Genomic DNA, 14668 nt, shown 5'->3' with positions numbered 1-14668 from the left:
GCCAAACGCACCATATCCTGTCGACATGCTGAAACTGACCCCGATCCTTCTGGCGATCCTTTACGCCGTCGCGATGTACCGCTTCTCGGCCTGGCGCACCGGCCGCGAGCTCGATGAGCGATCGTCAGAGCTGGCCGATCCGCGGCTGAAGGCGCTGACCGATCGCATGGCGCAGGCGCTCGACCTGCCGCGCATTCGCGTCAACATCTACGAAATCGAGCCGGTGAACGGGCTGGCAGCGCCCGACGGGCGGATCTTCATCACCCGGGGCTTTCACGACCGCTACCGCGCGGGCGAGGTCAGCGCCGAGGAACTGGCCAGCGTCATCGCGCATGAGCTCGGCCATGTCGCGCTGGGGCACAGCCGCCGCCGGATGATAGACTTCTCGGGCCAGAACGCGATGCGGACGGCCCTGGCGATGGTCCTGGGCCGGTTCCTGCCCGGCATCGGGGTCTATATCGCCAATGCGCTGGCCTCGCTTCTGGCCGCGCGGCTCAGCCGCCAGGACGAATATGAGGCAGATGCCTATGCCGCGGCGCTCCTGACCAAGGCCGGCATCGGGACCGCGCCCCAGAAGACGCTATTCGCCAAGCTCGACCGGATCACCCAAAGCCGGGGCGGCGCGATGCCCGCCTGGCTGATGAGCCATCCGAGGACCGCCGACCGCGTCGCCGCGATCGATGCCCTCGAAGCCCGCTGGGCGGTTCGGACAACAACATAGGAGTGCCGACAGGACCATGATCTTTACCATTTTTCAGCCGCCCCCTGTCAGCACCAGCCCCATTGCCCAAAGCTGACCGTGATGCGTTTGGACCGCCAGAGCCTCGACTTCGCCGAAACGCTGCGCGCGCAGACCTCGTTCGACGCCCTCTGGCGGGTGTTCAACGATCACCTGAGGGGACACGGGGTCTCGCATGTCATCTATGCTCAGACACCTGCGGTCCGGTCCCGGACGATCTCGCAGGAGATGCTCTATCGCTCGACATTTCCTGCCGGCTTCACCCATCGCTATGCAGAAGAGGGGATGATCGACCACGATCCGCGCGCGATCCACTGCGCGACCGGGGGCGAGGAACCGATCTACTGGGACCGGCCCGGCAACCGCATCGAGACCGATCCCGGGACCCGCGAGGTGATGCAACTCTGCAGCGATTTCGGGGTGAATTTCGGCCTCACGCTGCCGCTTGCGGGGGCGTCGCCGCTGAACCGCAGCGGCGCGGGACTGTGCTTTGCCGCGGACACGAGCGGTGAGGCGGCAGATATCCTTGCAGCCAGCGGAGACTCGATCTGCGCGACAACCCGGCTGTTTCACGCGCTGGCCCAGACACCGGCCATTGCCCCCGGCAGTGTCCCGCTGTCGCTTCGCGAACGCGAATGCCTGCTCTGGAGTGCGACCGGGTTGCGCAACAAGGAGATCGCCTTCCGGCTGTCGATCTCGGAGAAAACCGTCGAGCATCACATGGCCTCGGCAATGACCAAGATGCATGCCTTGAACCGAACCCATGCCGTGGCGCGGGCATTGATCTTCGGCCTGATCGTTCCTTAGCTGTTCAGTCCCGGCATCTGGAGGATCGGGGCCGGATCGGGGTTGGGAATACGGGAAAACCCCCGGTTTTTTCTGCGCTGCGGCGAGCGCATAATAGCCGAACCCAATTGGGGGGCGTGCGGCGGATCGGGATGGCCGGGCTCAGTGGGCTCCGCGCCTGAGTCACTCCAGGTGTGCAAATCGGGTCAAAACGGTTCGAAGTCCGATACGGGCACCGCGCGGGAGAGCAATCTCCCTTCATTATCATGGTCGTTGGGCCATGTCTGCGGGAGGCGACGGAGAGTGGCCGGCGCTTCCCGCAGGTTCCTGTTGCCTCAGTCCCGCGCCTTGTTCAGGACCTCGTTCAGGGCCTTGCCCAGCCGCGGCAGGCGCGCCCGCTTGAGCAGCGCGCGCCGCTCCAGCGCCTCGCCCGCGATCCGTTCGGCCGCCGCATGCACCTCGGCGACCGCCGCCTCGACCGGGTCCGGACCGGCCAGCCACAGATCCATCAGGAACGCGTCGGGTGCGGCGCGGCGCAGCGCTTCCTCGGCCAGCAGATGGCCCGGAAAGTCGCGCGCGTTGAAGGTCAGCAGAAGATCGGCGCCGCCCGCGATGGCCGCGGCCAGCACATGCACGTCATTCGGATCGGGCAGCCAGAGGCGCGCCTCGAGCCCCGCCTTCGGTGCCACCTCCGCCCCCGGCCAGGCGGCGCGCAAAAGCGCGATCTCGGCCCGTGCCTGCGCCTCGCCGGTCGGACCGATCTTGCGCGCGGCCCGCGCCCATTCCTCGAGAATGCGCGCCGACCAGAGCGGGGTGAAGCCGCCCCGGCGCGCCACAGCCAGCAGAATCTCGCGCAGCACGGTCGGGTAAAGCACACAGGCGTCCAGCAGGACCTTCATTCGGTCAGGCGGAAGGCCAGCGCCTTCAGATAGCCCGACTCGGCCAGCTGCGGCAGCACCGGGTGATCGGGGCCGGCAAAGCCCGTGTAGATGACCGGTCCGCGCCGCCCGGCCTTGCCGATGCCGCGCGCGCTGGCGGCCCGGAATTTCGTCAGATCGGCGGCATGCGAACAGGAACAAAGCATCAGATAGCCGCCGGGCGCCACCAGCGCCGCCGCCATCCGCGCCACCCGCTCATAGGCCCGCAGCCCGGCATCAAGCGCCTTCCTCGACGGGGCGAAGGCAGGCGGATCGCAGATCACCAGATCGAATTGCGCACCTTCCTCCCCCAACGCCGCCAGCGTGTCGAAGGCATCGCCCTTCCGGGTCGCGAAGCGCGCGTCGAGCCCCGAGGCCCTGGCGCCTGCCTCGGCCAGCGCCAGCGCGGGCTCGGAACCGTCGACCGCCAGCGCGCTCTCGGCTCCTCCGGCAAGCGCCGCCAGCGCAAAGCCGCCCACGTGCGAAAACACGTCGAGCACCCGCCCGCCTTGCGCAAGCCCCGCCGCGAAGGCATGATTCGGCCGCTGGTCGTAGAACAGCCCCGTCTTCTGCCCGCCGGTCAGATCGGCCATGTAGGTCGCGCCATTCATCGGCACCGGCACCGGTCCCTTGAGCGCGCCCCTCAGGACCAGCGTCTCCTCGGCCAGCCCCTCGAGCCCCCGCACCCGGCCCGAGCCGTTCTTGACCACCGTCTCGACGCCCGTGACCCCGACCAGCGCCGCCACCAGCGCGTCGAGCCGACACTCGGCCCAGGCCGCGTTGGGCTGCACCACCGCGGCGCTGCCGAAACGGTCGATGACCACCCCGGGCAGACCGTCGGCCTCGGCATGGACAAGCCGGTAGAAGGGCTGCTGGTAAAGTCGCTCGCGCAGCGCCAGCGCCTGCCCGATCCGGGCCGCGAACCAGGCGGTATCGATCCCGGCCTCCGGATCGCGGTCGATCACCCGCGCCACGATCCGCGACAGCGGATTGACCGCCACAAGCGCCAGCGGCCGCCGTTCGGCATCCTCCAGCACCGCAAGGCTGCCGGGCGCCAGCGCCCTGGTGCGCCGGTCCATGACCAGTTCATCGGAATAGACCCAGGGAAAGCCGTGACGGATGGCGCGCGCTTCGGCCTTGGGCATGAGGCGGATCGTCGGATATTCGATGCTCATCGCCTCCCTCTAGGCGCTCGCACGGGCGCCGTGAAGCGGATTCGCAGCCGACGTCTCCTCTTTTCCCGTTAGCGCTAACGTAGTATATGCGCCCCGAACCCCCGCGACAGGAGACCCGTTATGCCGCTTCATCCCGTGCTGGAAGAGGTCACCCAAGCCATTGCCAGCCGCTCGGCCGCAACCCGCGCCGCCTATCTCGACCGGATCGCGACGGCCGCCGAACAGGGCCCGGCCCGCGCCCATCTGACCTGCGGAAACCAGGCCCATGCCTATGCCGCCTCGGGCGAGGCCAAGAGCCTTCTCGCCGAAGGCCGCGCGCCCAATCTCGGGATCGTCACCGCCTATAACGACATGCTCTCGGCGCATCAGCCCTTCGAGCGTTTCCCCGCGCTCATCCGCGAGGCCGCGCGCGGGGCCGGCGCCACGGCCCAGGTCGCCGGCGGCGTGCCCGCCATGTGCGACGGCGTCACCCAGGGCCAGACCGGGATGGAGCTGTCGCTGTTCTCGCGCGACGTGATCGCGCTGTCGGCAGGCGTCGCACTCAGCCACAACTGCTTCGACGCGGCGGTCTTCATGGGCGTCTGCGACAAGATCGTGCCGGGCCTCGTGATCGCCGCGGCCAGTTTCGGGCATCTCCCGGCGGTGTTCCTGCCCGCTGGGCCGATGACCTCGGGCCTGCCCAATGACGAAAAGGCGAAGGTCCGGCAGAAATACGCCACCGGAGAGATCGGCCGCGACGACCTGATGAAGGCCGAGATGGAAAGCTATCACGGCCCCGGCACCTGCACCTTCTACGGCACCGCCAATTCCAACCAGATGCTGATGGAGCTGATGGGGCTTCACCTGCCGGGCGCCAGCTTCGTCACCCCGAACACGGCCCTGCGCGACGCGCTGACCGTGGCGGGCGCGCAACGCGCGCTCGAGATCACCGCCCTGGGAAACCAGTATACGCCCGCAGGCCGGGTGCTCGACGAACGCGCCTTTGCCAATGGCATCGTCGGGCTGATGGCGACGGGCGGCTCCACCAACCTCGTGCTGCACCTGCCCGCCATGGCGCGTGCCGCCGGCATCATCCTCGACATCGAGGATTTCGCGCGCCTGTCGGAAATCACCCCGCTGATGGCCCGCGTCTATCCGAACGGGCTGGCCGACGTGAACCATTTCCACGCCGCGGGCGGGCTTGGCTACATGATCGGCGAGCTGCTCGGGGCGGGCCTGCTGCACCCCGATACCCTGACCATAGCGGGCGAGGGCCTCGCGCGCTACACCCGGGAACCGAAGCTCGTCGAGGGAACCCTGAGCTGGACCGAGGGCGCGGGCGAAAGCCTCAACGACAAGATCCTGCGCCCTTCCGCCGATCCGTTCCAGACCACAGGCGGGCTGCGCGCGCTCTCCGGCAATCTGGGGCGCGGCATCATCAAGGTCTCGGCGGTCGCGGAAGACCGCCACGTGATCGAGGCGCCCGCCCGCATCTTCCAGGACCAGGAAGAGGTCAAGGCCGCCTTCAAGCGGGGCGAATTCACCTCGGACACCATCGTCGTCGTCCGCTTCCAGGGCCCGCGCGCCAATGGCATGCCGGAACTCCACGCCCTGACCCCCACGCTCTCGGTACTGCAGGACCGCGGCCTCAAGGTCGCGCTCGTCACCGACGGGCGGATGTCGGGCGCCTCGGGCAAGGTGCCAGCCGCGATCCATGTCTCGCCCGAGGCCGCCGATGGCGGTCCGCTCGCCCGTCTGCGCGACGGCGACGTGATCCGGCTCGACGCGCCCTCGGGGCGGCTCGACGTGCTGACCGAGGGTGCCCTCGACCGCGCGCCCGTCACCCCCGACCTCTCGGCCAACGAGACCGGGCTGGGGCGCGAGCTCTTCGCCGCCTTCCGTGCAAATGCGAAATCCGCGGCCGAAGGCGCAGGGATCGTTGTCTGACCCCTTCTTCTTGGCCTAAATACCCCTGCAACAGCCGAAATCCGCGCGAAAGGACCGCCAATGACCCCCAATGCCGCCAGCGAGATCACTGAAGAGATCTGCCGCCGCGCCCCCATCATCCCGGTTCTGGTGATCGAGGACGCAAAGCTGGCCCGGCCGCTGGCCGAGGCGCTGGTGGCGGGTGGATTGCCGGTGCTAGAAGTCACGTTGCGCACCCCCGCCGCCCTCGATGCGATCCGCGAGATGGCGGACGTCGCGGGCAGCATCGTCGGCGCGGGCACGCTCCTGACCCCGGGCGATGTCGATGCCGCCATGGCGGCGGGTGCCCGTTTCGGCGTCTCGCCGGGCACCACGCCCGCGCTGCTCGACGCCGCACGCGCGGGCGATCTGCCGCTGCTGCCGGGCGCCGCCACCGCGAGCGAGGCGATGGCCCTGCTCGAACGCGGCTACACGGTGCAGAAATTCTTCCCGGCCGAGGCTGCGGGCGGCGCGCCCGCCCTGAAGGCGCTGGCAGGCCCGCTGCAACAGATCCGCTTCTGCCCGACCGGCGGCGTCAGCCCGGCAAATGCCGCAAGCTATCTGAGCCTGCCCAACGTGATCTGCGCGGGCGGGTCCTGGGTCGCACCGAAGGACAAGCTCGAGGCCCGCGACTGGGAGGCGATCACCGCACTTGCCCGCGAGGCCGCCGCCCTGCCGCGCTAGCCCCCGCAGGGGCGCGGGCCGGGTCACAAAACCGGACCGGCCCGCCCCTAGCCGATGATCTCGAATGTCTCGACATCGACAAGCCCGCGATCGGTGATCTTCAGCGCCGGGATCACCGGCAGCGCGATGAAGGCCAGTTGCAGGAAGGGCTCGTCGAGTACCACGCCAAGGCGCTTTGCCGCCGCGCGCAACGCCTTCAGCCGCGCCTCGACCGTCTCGAAGGTCTCGAGGCTCATCAGCCCCGCGACCGGCAGCGCCAGCTCGGCCAGGACCTTCCCGCCCTCGGCCACGACGAAGCCCCCCTCGATCTCGGACAGCCGGGTCGCCGCCAGCGCCATGTCGGCCTCGGATACGCCCACCGCGACGATGTTGTGGTGATCGTGGCAGACGGTCGAGGCGATGGCCCCGCGCTGCAGGCCGAAGCCCCGCACGAAACCGACAGCGATATTGCCGTTCTTGCCATGCCGCTCGACCACCGCGACCTTGGCCAGATCGCGCCCCGGATCGGCGCGCTTCTCGCCGCCCTCGGGCGGCACCTCCTCGATCAGATGCTCGGTCAGGATCTTGCCCGGCAGGATGCCGATCACATGGGTCTCGGCGGCATTCGAGGTGGCCCGGAAACTGGCGGCCGTCACCTCCGGCGCCCTGACGGAGCCCCGCCCGACCGGCGCCACATCCTCGCGCGCGGCGAAGGCCCCGGCCGAGGCCACCCGCCCGCCCGCCAGCACCAGCCGCGCGCGGCAATCCGCGAGATCCTCCAGCGCCACGATATCGGCACGCTTGCCCGGCGCGATCTGGCCGCGATCCTTCAGACCGAAGGCCTCGGCCGCCGACAGAGACGCCGCCCGGTAGGCCGCCAGCACCGGCGTGCCCTGCCCGATCATCCAGCGGATCATGTGATCGAGATGGCCCTCCTCGGCGATATCCAGAGGGTTCCGGTCGTCGGTGCAAAGGCACATATAGGGCGAGGTCCGCTCGCTCAGCAGTGGCGCCAGCGCCACCATGTCCTTCGAGACAGACCCTTCGCGGATCAGCACCCGCAGCCCCTTCTGCAGCTTCTCGCGGGCCTCGGCGGCACTCGTCGCCTCATGCTCGGTGCGGATGCCCGCCGCGATATAGGCATTCAGATCCTTGCCCGACAAAAGCGGCGCATGGCCGTCGATATGACCGCCGCGAAACGCCTCGATCTTGGCCAGAACGCCCGGATCCTGCATCAGAACGCCCGGATAGTTCATCATCTCGGCCAGTCCGATGACCTTGGGGTGATCCCGGAGCGCCAGCAACTCCGCCGCCCCGATCCGCGCGCCCGCGGTCTCCATATCGGTCGAGGGCACGCAGGAGGACAGGTTCACCCGGATATCCATCACCGTGCGGGTCGCGGCCTGAAGGAAATACTCGATGCCCGCGACCCCGATCACATTGGCGATCTCATGCGGGTCGCAGATCGCCGTGGTCACGCCGCGCGGACAGACGCAGCGGTCGAATTCCAGGGGCGTCACCAGAGAGCTTTCGATATGGAGATGGGTGTCGATGAAGCCCGGCACCAGCGTCAGCCCCGAGACGTCGAGGACCTCGCGCCCCTCATAGGCACTGCCGATGCCGACGATGGTCTCGCCGCAGATCGCGACATCGCCCGGCACCGTCTCGCCCGTCACCAGATCGAGAACCTGCCCGCCCCTCAGCACCAGATCGGCCGGAACAAGCCCGCGCCCCTGGGCGATCAGATCGGAAAGCGGCTGAACCATGGGACGACTCCTTGGCATGGGACCGGCATGAGGGTCGCAAGCCGGGACGGCGCATTCAACCGCGAAAGCTCGGTCTGCCGGGAAAGCCGAGGCCATCCGGAAAAGGGCCGCCCCCGGCCGGACCCGCCGCCCCGGCGGGGCAAGGCGCAGCGACACGCCGTCAGGCACGCGCCCCGCATGCCTTCGGACCGGTCGCGCTCCTTTCGACAAGGCCGCCAGAATCAGAAGGCCCCTGCGCCGGCCGGGAGCCGCGGATCGGGCGCCCTTAGGATCGGCCGGTGCGATCCGGAACGCGGCCGACACCACGTCACCAGCACCTCCGAGACCGGCGCCGATTACCGGTCATCGCAAGGGCGTCGACCGCAGCTTTCGGCATATCCGGGCATTCGCAAGCCGCCTCCGGCACGCGCGCGCCCGAATGGCAGGCCGCTCCGGCATCGCTCCCCTGCGCCCCCGCCCGGTCGCCATTCCGGCCGTCCCGGGCAGCACCGCCCCCGCGCACCCTTGCGCTGCGGGCCGGACGATGCCAGCCTGCCGCCGGGCGGCGGCGCAATCGCCGGCTCTTACGAGGACATGGTTCCAATGCTTGCCACGATTTCCCGCCGCGGCGTCCTGACCGGTACGGCCGCCCTGCTTGGCTCGACCGCCCTGCCTCGCCGCGCGCGCGCGGCCGCCCCGGGCGGGCGCCTGATCGTCGCCGCCGACAGCGAGCCGCGCCAGCTCAACCCGGCCATCGTCGCCTCGAACGGGGTCTTCTTCATAACCTCGAAGGTGATCGAGCCGCTGGCCGAGGCCAGCTACGGGCCCGGCGGGCTGAGACCGCTTCTGGCGACCGGCTGGGAGGGCTCGGAGGACGGGCACAGCGTCACATTCACCCTGCGCGAGGGCGTTCTGTGGCATGACGGCACGCCCTTCAGCTCGGCCGATGTCGCCTTCTCGGCGATGGAGGTCTGGAAGCCTCTGCAGAATATCGGCCGCGCGCTCTTCGCCAATCTCGAGGCGGTCGAGACCCCCGACGCGCTGACCGCCATCTTCCGCTTCTCGCAGCCGATGCCGCTGCAACTGATCGCCAATGCGCTGCCGGTGGTCTCGTCGGTGCTGCCGAAACATCTCTACGAGGGCACCGACATCGCCACCAACCCGACCAATGCGGCGCCCATCGGAACCGGCCCGTTCCGATGGGGCGCGCACCGGCCCGGCGAATATTACCTGCTGCGCGGAAACGACAGCTACTGGGACAAGGGCCTGCCGCTGCTGGACGAGATCGTCTACCGGGTGTTGCCCGACCGCGCCGCGGCGGCCAGTTCGCTCGAGGCGGGCGAGGTTCATCTTGCGGCCTTCTCGGCGGTGCCCCTGTCCGATCTCGACCGGATCGCCCGGGTGCCGGGGCTCGAGGTCGTGACCAAAGGCTACGAGGCGCTGACCTATCAGCTGACGATCGAGATCAACCACCGCACCGAGGCGCTGTCGAAGCTCAAGGTCCGGCAGGCCATCGCCCATGCCATCGACCGGGACTTCGTGCTGAAGACGATCTTTCTCGGCTATGCCGAGGCCGCCACCGGGCCGGTCCCGGCCAATGATCCCACTTTCTACACCCCCGATGTCGCCACCTACCCGTTCGACATCGCGACCGCCAGGGCGCTGCTGGACGAGGCGGGCTATCCCGAGGGCCCCGATGGCACGAGACTTCGCCTGCGGCTGCTGCCCGCGCCCTATTTCTCGGAGACACGCCAGTTCGGCGACTACCTGCGTCAGGCACTGGCCGCCATCGGCATCGATGCCCGGATCGAGCCCCATGACGCGGCCGGCCATATCCGGGCGGTCTATACCGATCACGCCTTCGACCTGGCCATCGCCCCCACCGTCTTCCGCGCCGATCCGGCGATCTCGACCACCATCCTCCTGCGCTCGGGCATGCCGCCGGGCGTGCCTTTCTCGAACCAGGGCGGCTATGCCGATGCCGGGATCGACGCGGTGATCGACGAGGCGCTGGTGACGCTCGACCCCGCCGCCCGCGTGGCGCTTTACAGGAAGCTCCAGAGACTGGTCGCGGCCGATCTGCCGATCATCAATGTCGCCGACTGGAGCTTCACCTCGGTGGTCTCGGACCGGGTGACCGGCATCGCCACCAATCCGCGCTGGGTAGTGTCGAACTGGGCGGATACCGGCCTGTCGCAATGACCGCCCGCACGGAAGCAGTCTGATGCCGCGGCTGGCACGGATCGTTCTGGCCCGGCTTGCGGGCAGCCTGCCGGTCCTGCTGATCGTGCTGGTGGGGGTGTTTCTGCTGCTCGACCGGGCCGGCGGCGATGCGGTCGATGCCTATCTGCTGTCGATGGGCGGGGGCGATGCGCAGATGGCGGCCGCGCTGCGCACGGAATACGGGCTCGACGGCCCGGCCTGGAAACGGCTTGCCTTCACCCTTGGCCAATACGCGCGGGGCGATCTGGGCTGGTCGCTCGCGCTGAACCGACCCATCGGCGCGCTGATCGCGGAACGGCTGCCGAACACGCTCTGGCTGATGGGAAGCGCCACCGCGCTGTCCTTCCTGCTGGGCTCGGGCCTCGGGGTGCTTGCCGGACGGCGGCCGGGCTCGCTGCCCGACCGGCTGCTCTCGGGCGGCTCGCTGATGCTCTACTCGATCCCGAGCTTCTGGCTCGGGCTGGTGCTGGCCATCGTCTTCGCGGTGCAGCTGCGCTGGCTGCCGGTCTCGGGGATCGAGACCATCGCCTCGGGCAAGACGGGGCTCGCGCGCGCCGCCGACATCGCGCGCCATCTGGTGCTGCCGGTGGCAGCGCTGGGGATGATCTATCTCGCACTTTTCCTCCGGATCATGCGGGCGGGCATGGCCGAGGCCTGGAACGAGGACTATACCCTTGCCGCACGGGCGCGGGGGCTTTCCGACTGGCGGATCACGCTGAGCCATGCCGCGCGGAACGCGCTCCTGCCGCTGGTCACCATGCTGGGGCTGCAATCGGCCGCGATGCTGGGGGGCTCGGTGGTGATCGAAAGCGTCTTTGCCATTCCGGGCTTCGGCAGGCTCGCGCAGGAGGCCGTGGCCGGGCGCGACGCGCCGCTTCTGCTGGCGGTGATCCTGACCTCGGCGCTGATGGTCGTCATCGCCAACCTGCTGGTCGACCTGGCCTATGGATGGCTCGACCCAAGGGTCGGCGCAGGCGGGAGACGCAGCCGTGGTTAAGGCCCTGCTCGGCCGCCCCGAGGCGCTGGTCGGGGCCGCGATCCTGCTGGCGCTGATCCTGGTCGCAGCCTTCGCGCCGCTGATCGCACCCGGCGATCCGCTGGCCATCGCGGGGCCTCCGCTGATCCCGCCCTTCACCGATCCTGCCCTGCCGCTCGGCACCGACCGGCTCGGCCGCGACCTTCTGGCCGAGCTGATCCACGGCGCGCGGACCTCGGTCAGCGTGGGGCTTTCGGCAGCCCTTGTCGCGGTCGTCCTCGGCATGGGCATCGGCACCGCGGCGGGCTTTGCCAGCGGGCTGACCGAAGCGGCGCTGATGCGCCTCGTCGACGCCTTCCAGATCGTGCCGGGCTTCCTTCTGGCGCTGGCCTTCGTCTCGGCCGCGGGGCCCTCGCTGGGCATCGTCGTGCTGGCCATCGCGCTCGGGGCCTGGACCGGACCCGCGCGGCTGGCCCGCGCCCGGGTTCTCAGCCTGCGCGAGGCCGATTTCGTCGCGGCCGCCCGGGTCATGGGCATGTCCCCGGCCGAGATCGCCTTCCGCCAGATCCTGCCGCTTGCGCTGCCGCCGGTCCTGGCCGTGGCCTCGGTCATCGTCGCCGCGTCGGTCCTGACCGAGGCCGCGCTCTCCTTCCTGGGGCTCGGCGATCCGAATGCGGTCACTTGGGGGGCGATGATCGCCGAGGGCCGCAACCAGCTTCGCTCGGCCGCCTATCTGTCGATCCTGCCCGGCATCGCGCTGGTCCTGACCGTGATCTCGACCTATCTCCTGGGCGAGGCGCTGACCGACATCCTGTCGGGGCGCAGGACCCGATGACGCCGCTTCTCACCCTCACCGCGCTGGGCATCCGCTATCCGGATGCGCGCCTGCCTGCCATCAGCGATCTGGGGCTGGCGCTTTTCGCCGGCGAGACACTCGCGGTGATCGGCGAATCCGGCTCGGGCAAATCGACGCTTGCGCGCGCGCTGGCCGGGCTTCTGCCCCCCGGCACCGAGATCTCGGGCCGGATCGACTGGACCGGGTCCCCGCCCCAGCCGGGCCGCGATATCGGCTATGTGTTCCAGGACCCGGGCGGCAGCCTCAACCCGCTCCTGCCGGTCGGGCGCCATCTGGGCGAGGTGCTCCGCACCCATCTGCCGCTGTCGCGCAAGGCCGCCCGAAACCGCGCCGTCGAGCTGCTCGAGCGGGTCCGAATCCCCGATCCCGACCGCGCGCTCGACGCCTATCCGCACCAGTTCTCGGGCGGGCAGCGCCAGCGGATCGCCATCGCGCTTGCGATCGCGGCCGGACCACGCCTGCTGATCGCGGACGAAGCCACCAGCGCGCTTGACGTCCTGGTCCAGGCCGAGATCGCCGCGCTGCTGCGCGGGCTGGTCGAGGCCGAGGGGATGACGCTTCTGTTCATCACCCATGACATGGCGCTGGCGGGCGGGCTCGCCGAGCGGATCGCGGTGCTGCATGACGGCCGGCTGATCGAGACCGGACCCGCCGCAAGGGTGCTGCACCGCCCGCGCGAGACCTATACGCGGACGCTTCTGGCCGCCCATCTCGATCTGCGCAGTCCGCGCCTCGTCGGGGACGTGCCATGACCCCGCTGCTCGAGGCCAGCGACCTTGGCAAGACCTATCCCGGCCAGCGCCGCATCCGGGCGCTTGACGGGGTGAACCTGACCATCGCCCCCGGCGAGACGCTGGGCCTGATCGGCCCCTCGGGCTGCGGCAAGTCCACGCTCGTGCGCGTGCTGATCCGGCTGACCGAGCCCGATGCGGGCGAGATCCGCTTCGACGGGCGGGACTGGGGCGCGCTGCGCGGTCGCGCGCTGCGCCGGGCGCGCGGGGCGATGCAGATGGTGTTCCAGGACCCCGCCGCCGCCTTCCATCCCCGCGCCACCGTCGCGGGCGCGCTGAGCGAGCCGCTGCGGCTGCACCGGATCGCCCCCCGTCCCGACTGGCCCGAGCATGTCGCGATGCTGCTGAGCGAGGTCGGGCTCTCGCCCGATCTGGCAAGCCGCCCGCTCGCGGCGCTGTCGGGCGGCCAGCGCCAGCGCGTGGCCATCGCCCGGGCCATCGCGCCCCGGCCGAAACTCGTTCTGCTCGACGAGGCGGTCTCGGCGCTCGACGCCTCGCTCCGCGGCCGCGTGCTGGAGTTGCTCTCCCGGCTGCAGCGCGAGAGGGGGCTGGCCTATCTCTTCGTCAGCCACGATCTTGCCGTCGCCCGCGCCCTGTCGCACCGGATCGCGGTGATGGAGGCCGGCCGGATCGTCGAGAGCGGCCCGACCGAAGCACTGCTGGCCGCCCCCAAAAGCCAGATCCTGCGCCGCCTGATCGCGGCCGTGCCCGAAATTCCCGCCGAAGAGGCCCTCTCATGACCGCCCTGCCCGACCTGCCGCCCTTCTGGCTACCTCTGCCCGATGCGCCGGACTTTCCGGCGACGGGCTTCGCGCCGCTTGCCGATGCCATCGGACGGCTGATGGGCACCCGCAATGACGTGCTGCTGCTGCAGGGCGAGGCGATGGTGGCACTTGAGGCGGTGGCAAGTTCGATCGGGGCGCCGGGCCTCAAGGTCCTGAATATCGCCACCTCGCCTTACGGGCAGTGGTTCGGCGACTGGCTGCGGCGCGCCGGCGCCGAGGTGACCGAAATCGGCGGCATGACGCCGGGACGTCCGGTCGCCTCCGGGGCCGTGGCCGAGGCGCTGGACGCGGCCCGCTTCGATCTGGTTGCGCTCGTCCATGCCGAAAGCGCGACCGGCATCCTCAACCCGCTGGCCGAAATCGCGGCCCTGACCAGGGATCATGGCGCGCTGCTGGCGGTCGATGCCGTGGCCTCGCTCGGCGGCCACCCGCTCGCGCTCGACGATCTGGGGGTCGATATCGCCGTGATGGGGCCGCAAAAGGCACTGGGCGGACCGGCCGGGACCTCGGCCATCGCCGTCTCGCCCGCCGCCTGGGAGCGGATCGCCCCGCCCGGTGCGGCGCCCTCGATCCTGTCGCTCGGCGATCTGCGCACGCAATGGCTCGCGACCGGCCGGGGCGCGCTGCCGGGCACGCCCTCGGCGCTGGAATTCCATGCCCTCGCCCAGACGCTGGCCCGGGTCGAGGCCGAGGGTCTGGAGGCGATCCGCGCCCGCCATGCCCGGGTCGCCGCCGCGGCCCGCGCCGGAGCGCGCGCACTGACCGGCACCGAATGGGTGCCGCCCGAGCAGGCCTCGGCGCTGGTCACCGCTCTGGCCCTGCCCGACGGGCTGTCCGCTGCCGGGGTTCTGGCCCATGTCGCGGATGCGGCGCTGAGCGCGGGCACCGGCCCGGCGGGCGCGCGGGTGATCCGGCTGAACCATACCGGCCCGCGCGCCCGGCTGGACAACGTGCTGGGCGATCTTGCCAGGCTTGGCGCGGCACTCGCCGCCGCGGGCTGGCCCGCGCCCACCGGGCAGGCGCTCGCCGCAGCCGAAACCGCGTTCGGCGAGGCCGCGAGAGCCTGAG

At 70.2% G+C, this 14668-nt stretch carries 13 protein-coding genes; 10 read left to right on the top strand and 3 right to left on the bottom strand.

Annotated elements, in window-relative coordinates; all coding sequences use genetic code 11:
- Nucleotides 1-25: 25 nt before the first annotated feature.
- On the top strand, nucleotides 26-721 hold the full coding sequence (locus tag B5V46_RS08195; RefSeq protein WP_080616145.1) for a M48 family metalloprotease: 696 nt from the start codon (nucleotides 26-28) through the stop codon (nucleotides 719-721).
- Between the two features lie 81 nt (nucleotides 722-802).
- Complete coding sequence (locus B5V46_RS08190; RefSeq protein ID WP_080616144.1) at nucleotides 803-1546, top strand: LuxR family transcriptional regulator; 744 nt, start codon at nucleotides 803-805, stop codon at nucleotides 1544-1546.
- Nucleotides 1547-1860: 314 nt separating this feature from the next.
- Here B5V46_RS08190 and B5V46_RS08185 read toward each other — a convergent pair whose 3' ends face one another.
- Nucleotides 1861-2424, bottom strand: coding sequence for an RSP_2648 family PIN domain-containing protein (locus B5V46_RS08185; protein ID WP_080616143.1), 564 nt, complete (start codon nucleotides 2422-2424; stop codon nucleotides 1861-1863).
- Complete coding sequence (locus tag B5V46_RS08180; RefSeq protein WP_080616142.1) at nucleotides 2421-3617, bottom strand: RSP_2647 family RNA methyltransferase; 1197 nt, start codon at nucleotides 3615-3617, stop codon at nucleotides 2421-2423. Before B5V46_RS08180 ends, B5V46_RS08185 begins: the two co-directional genes overlap by 4 nt.
- Nucleotides 3618-3737: 120 nt before the next feature.
- Here B5V46_RS08180 and edd point away from each other — a divergent pair, with 120 nt between their 5' ends.
- Nucleotides 3738-5543, top strand: coding sequence for a phosphogluconate dehydratase (gene edd / locus B5V46_RS08175; RefSeq protein WP_080616141.1), 1806 nt, complete (start codon nucleotides 3738-3740; stop codon nucleotides 5541-5543).
- 60 nt (nucleotides 5544-5603) lie between these two features.
- On the top strand, nucleotides 5604-6245 hold the full coding sequence (gene eda / locus B5V46_RS08170; protein WP_080616140.1) for a bifunctional 4-hydroxy-2-oxoglutarate aldolase/2-dehydro-3-deoxy-phosphogluconate aldolase: 642 nt from the start codon (nucleotides 5604-5606) through the stop codon (nucleotides 6243-6245).
- A gap of 47 nt (nucleotides 6246-6292) precedes the next feature.
- On the opposite strand, the gene ade is transcribed toward eda, so the two are convergent.
- On the bottom strand, nucleotides 6293-7990 hold the full coding sequence (ade, locus tag B5V46_RS08165) for an adenine deaminase (protein ID WP_080616139.1): 1698 nt from the start codon (nucleotides 7988-7990) through the stop codon (nucleotides 6293-6295).
- A gap of 582 nt (nucleotides 7991-8572) precedes the next feature.
- Between ade and B5V46_RS08160 the strand changes: the two genes are divergently transcribed.
- The 6 genes from B5V46_RS08160 to B5V46_RS08135 are packed head-to-tail and all read left to right on the top strand — an operon-like array spanning nucleotide 8573 to nucleotide 14667.
- A complete protein-coding gene (locus B5V46_RS08160; RefSeq protein WP_080616138.1) occupies nucleotides 8573-10171 on the top strand; it encodes an ABC transporter substrate-binding protein in 1599 nt (532 codons plus the stop codon).
- A gap of 22 nt (nucleotides 10172-10193) precedes the next feature.
- A complete protein-coding gene (locus tag B5V46_RS08155; RefSeq protein ID WP_080616137.1) occupies nucleotides 10194-11189 on the top strand; it encodes an ABC transporter permease in 996 nt (331 codons plus the stop codon).
- Nucleotides 11182-12003, top strand: coding sequence for an ABC transporter permease (locus B5V46_RS08150; RefSeq protein ID WP_231119267.1), 822 nt, complete (start codon nucleotides 11182-11184; stop codon nucleotides 12001-12003). The genes B5V46_RS08155 and B5V46_RS08150 overlap by 8 nt, the downstream gene beginning before the upstream one ends.
- Nucleotides 12000-12776 (top strand): ABC transporter ATP-binding protein, encoded by a 777-nt coding sequence (locus B5V46_RS08145; protein ID WP_080616135.1) that lies wholly within the window; start codon nucleotides 12000-12002, stop codon nucleotides 12774-12776. The genes B5V46_RS08150 and B5V46_RS08145 overlap by 4 nt, the downstream gene beginning before the upstream one ends.
- Entirely contained in the window at nucleotides 12773-13555 is a 783-nt protein-coding gene (locus tag B5V46_RS08140; RefSeq protein ID WP_080616134.1) for an ABC transporter ATP-binding protein, read from the top strand. The genes B5V46_RS08145 and B5V46_RS08140 overlap by 4 nt, the downstream gene beginning before the upstream one ends.
- Nucleotides 13552-14667 (top strand): aminotransferase class V-fold PLP-dependent enzyme, encoded by a 1116-nt coding sequence (locus B5V46_RS08135; RefSeq protein WP_155773985.1) that lies wholly within the window; start codon nucleotides 13552-13554, stop codon nucleotides 14665-14667. The genes B5V46_RS08140 and B5V46_RS08135 overlap by 4 nt, the downstream gene beginning before the upstream one ends.
- Nucleotide 14668: the final 1 nt, after the last annotated feature.

The sequence above is a fragment of the Rhodovulum sp. MB263 genome, from assembly GCF_002073975.1.
GTDB lineage: Bacteria > Pseudomonadota > Alphaproteobacteria > Rhodobacterales > Rhodobacteraceae > Rhodovulum.
This window is presented reverse-complemented; position numbering and strand designations above follow the sequence as displayed.

What these genes read in the sequence shown, in the direction of transcription:
- B5V46_RS08195 (WP_080616145.1), top strand. Translation starts at nt 26, where the DNA reads ATGCTGAAACTGACCCCGATCCTTCTGGCGATCCTTTACGCCGTCGCG.
- B5V46_RS08190 (WP_080616144.1), top strand. Translation starts at nt 803, where the DNA reads ATGCGTTTGGACCGCCAGAGCCTCGACTTCGCCGAAACGCTGCGCGCG.
- B5V46_RS08185 (WP_080616143.1), bottom strand. Translation starts at nt 2,424, where the DNA reads ATGAAGGTCCTGCTGGACGCCTGTGTGCTTTACCCGACCGTGCTGCGC.
- B5V46_RS08180 (WP_080616142.1), bottom strand. Translation starts at nt 3,617, where the DNA reads ATGAGCATCGAATATCCGACGATCCGCCTCATGCCCAAGGCCGAAGCG.
- edd (WP_080616141.1), top strand. Translation starts at nt 3,738, where the DNA reads ATGCCGCTTCATCCCGTGCTGGAAGAGGTCACCCAAGCCATTGCCAGC.
- eda (WP_080616140.1), top strand. Translation starts at nt 5,604, where the DNA reads ATGACCCCCAATGCCGCCAGCGAGATCACTGAAGAGATCTGCCGCCGC.
- ade (WP_080616139.1), bottom strand. Translation starts at nt 7,990, where the DNA reads ATGGTTCAGCCGCTTTCCGATCTGATCGCCCAGGGGCGCGGGCTTGTT.
- B5V46_RS08160 (WP_080616138.1), top strand. Translation starts at nt 8,573, where the DNA reads ATGCTTGCCACGATTTCCCGCCGCGGCGTCCTGACCGGTACGGCCGCC.
- B5V46_RS08155 (WP_080616137.1), top strand. Translation starts at nt 10,194, where the DNA reads ATGCCGCGGCTGGCACGGATCGTTCTGGCCCGGCTTGCGGGCAGCCTG.
- B5V46_RS08145 (WP_080616135.1), top strand. Translation starts at nt 12,000, where the DNA reads ATGACGCCGCTTCTCACCCTCACCGCGCTGGGCATCCGCTATCCGGAT.
- B5V46_RS08140 (WP_080616134.1), top strand. Translation starts at nt 12,773, where the DNA reads ATGACCCCGCTGCTCGAGGCCAGCGACCTTGGCAAGACCTATCCCGGC.
- B5V46_RS08135 (WP_155773985.1), top strand. Translation starts at nt 13,552, where the DNA reads ATGACCGCCCTGCCCGACCTGCCGCCCTTCTGGCTACCTCTGCCCGAT.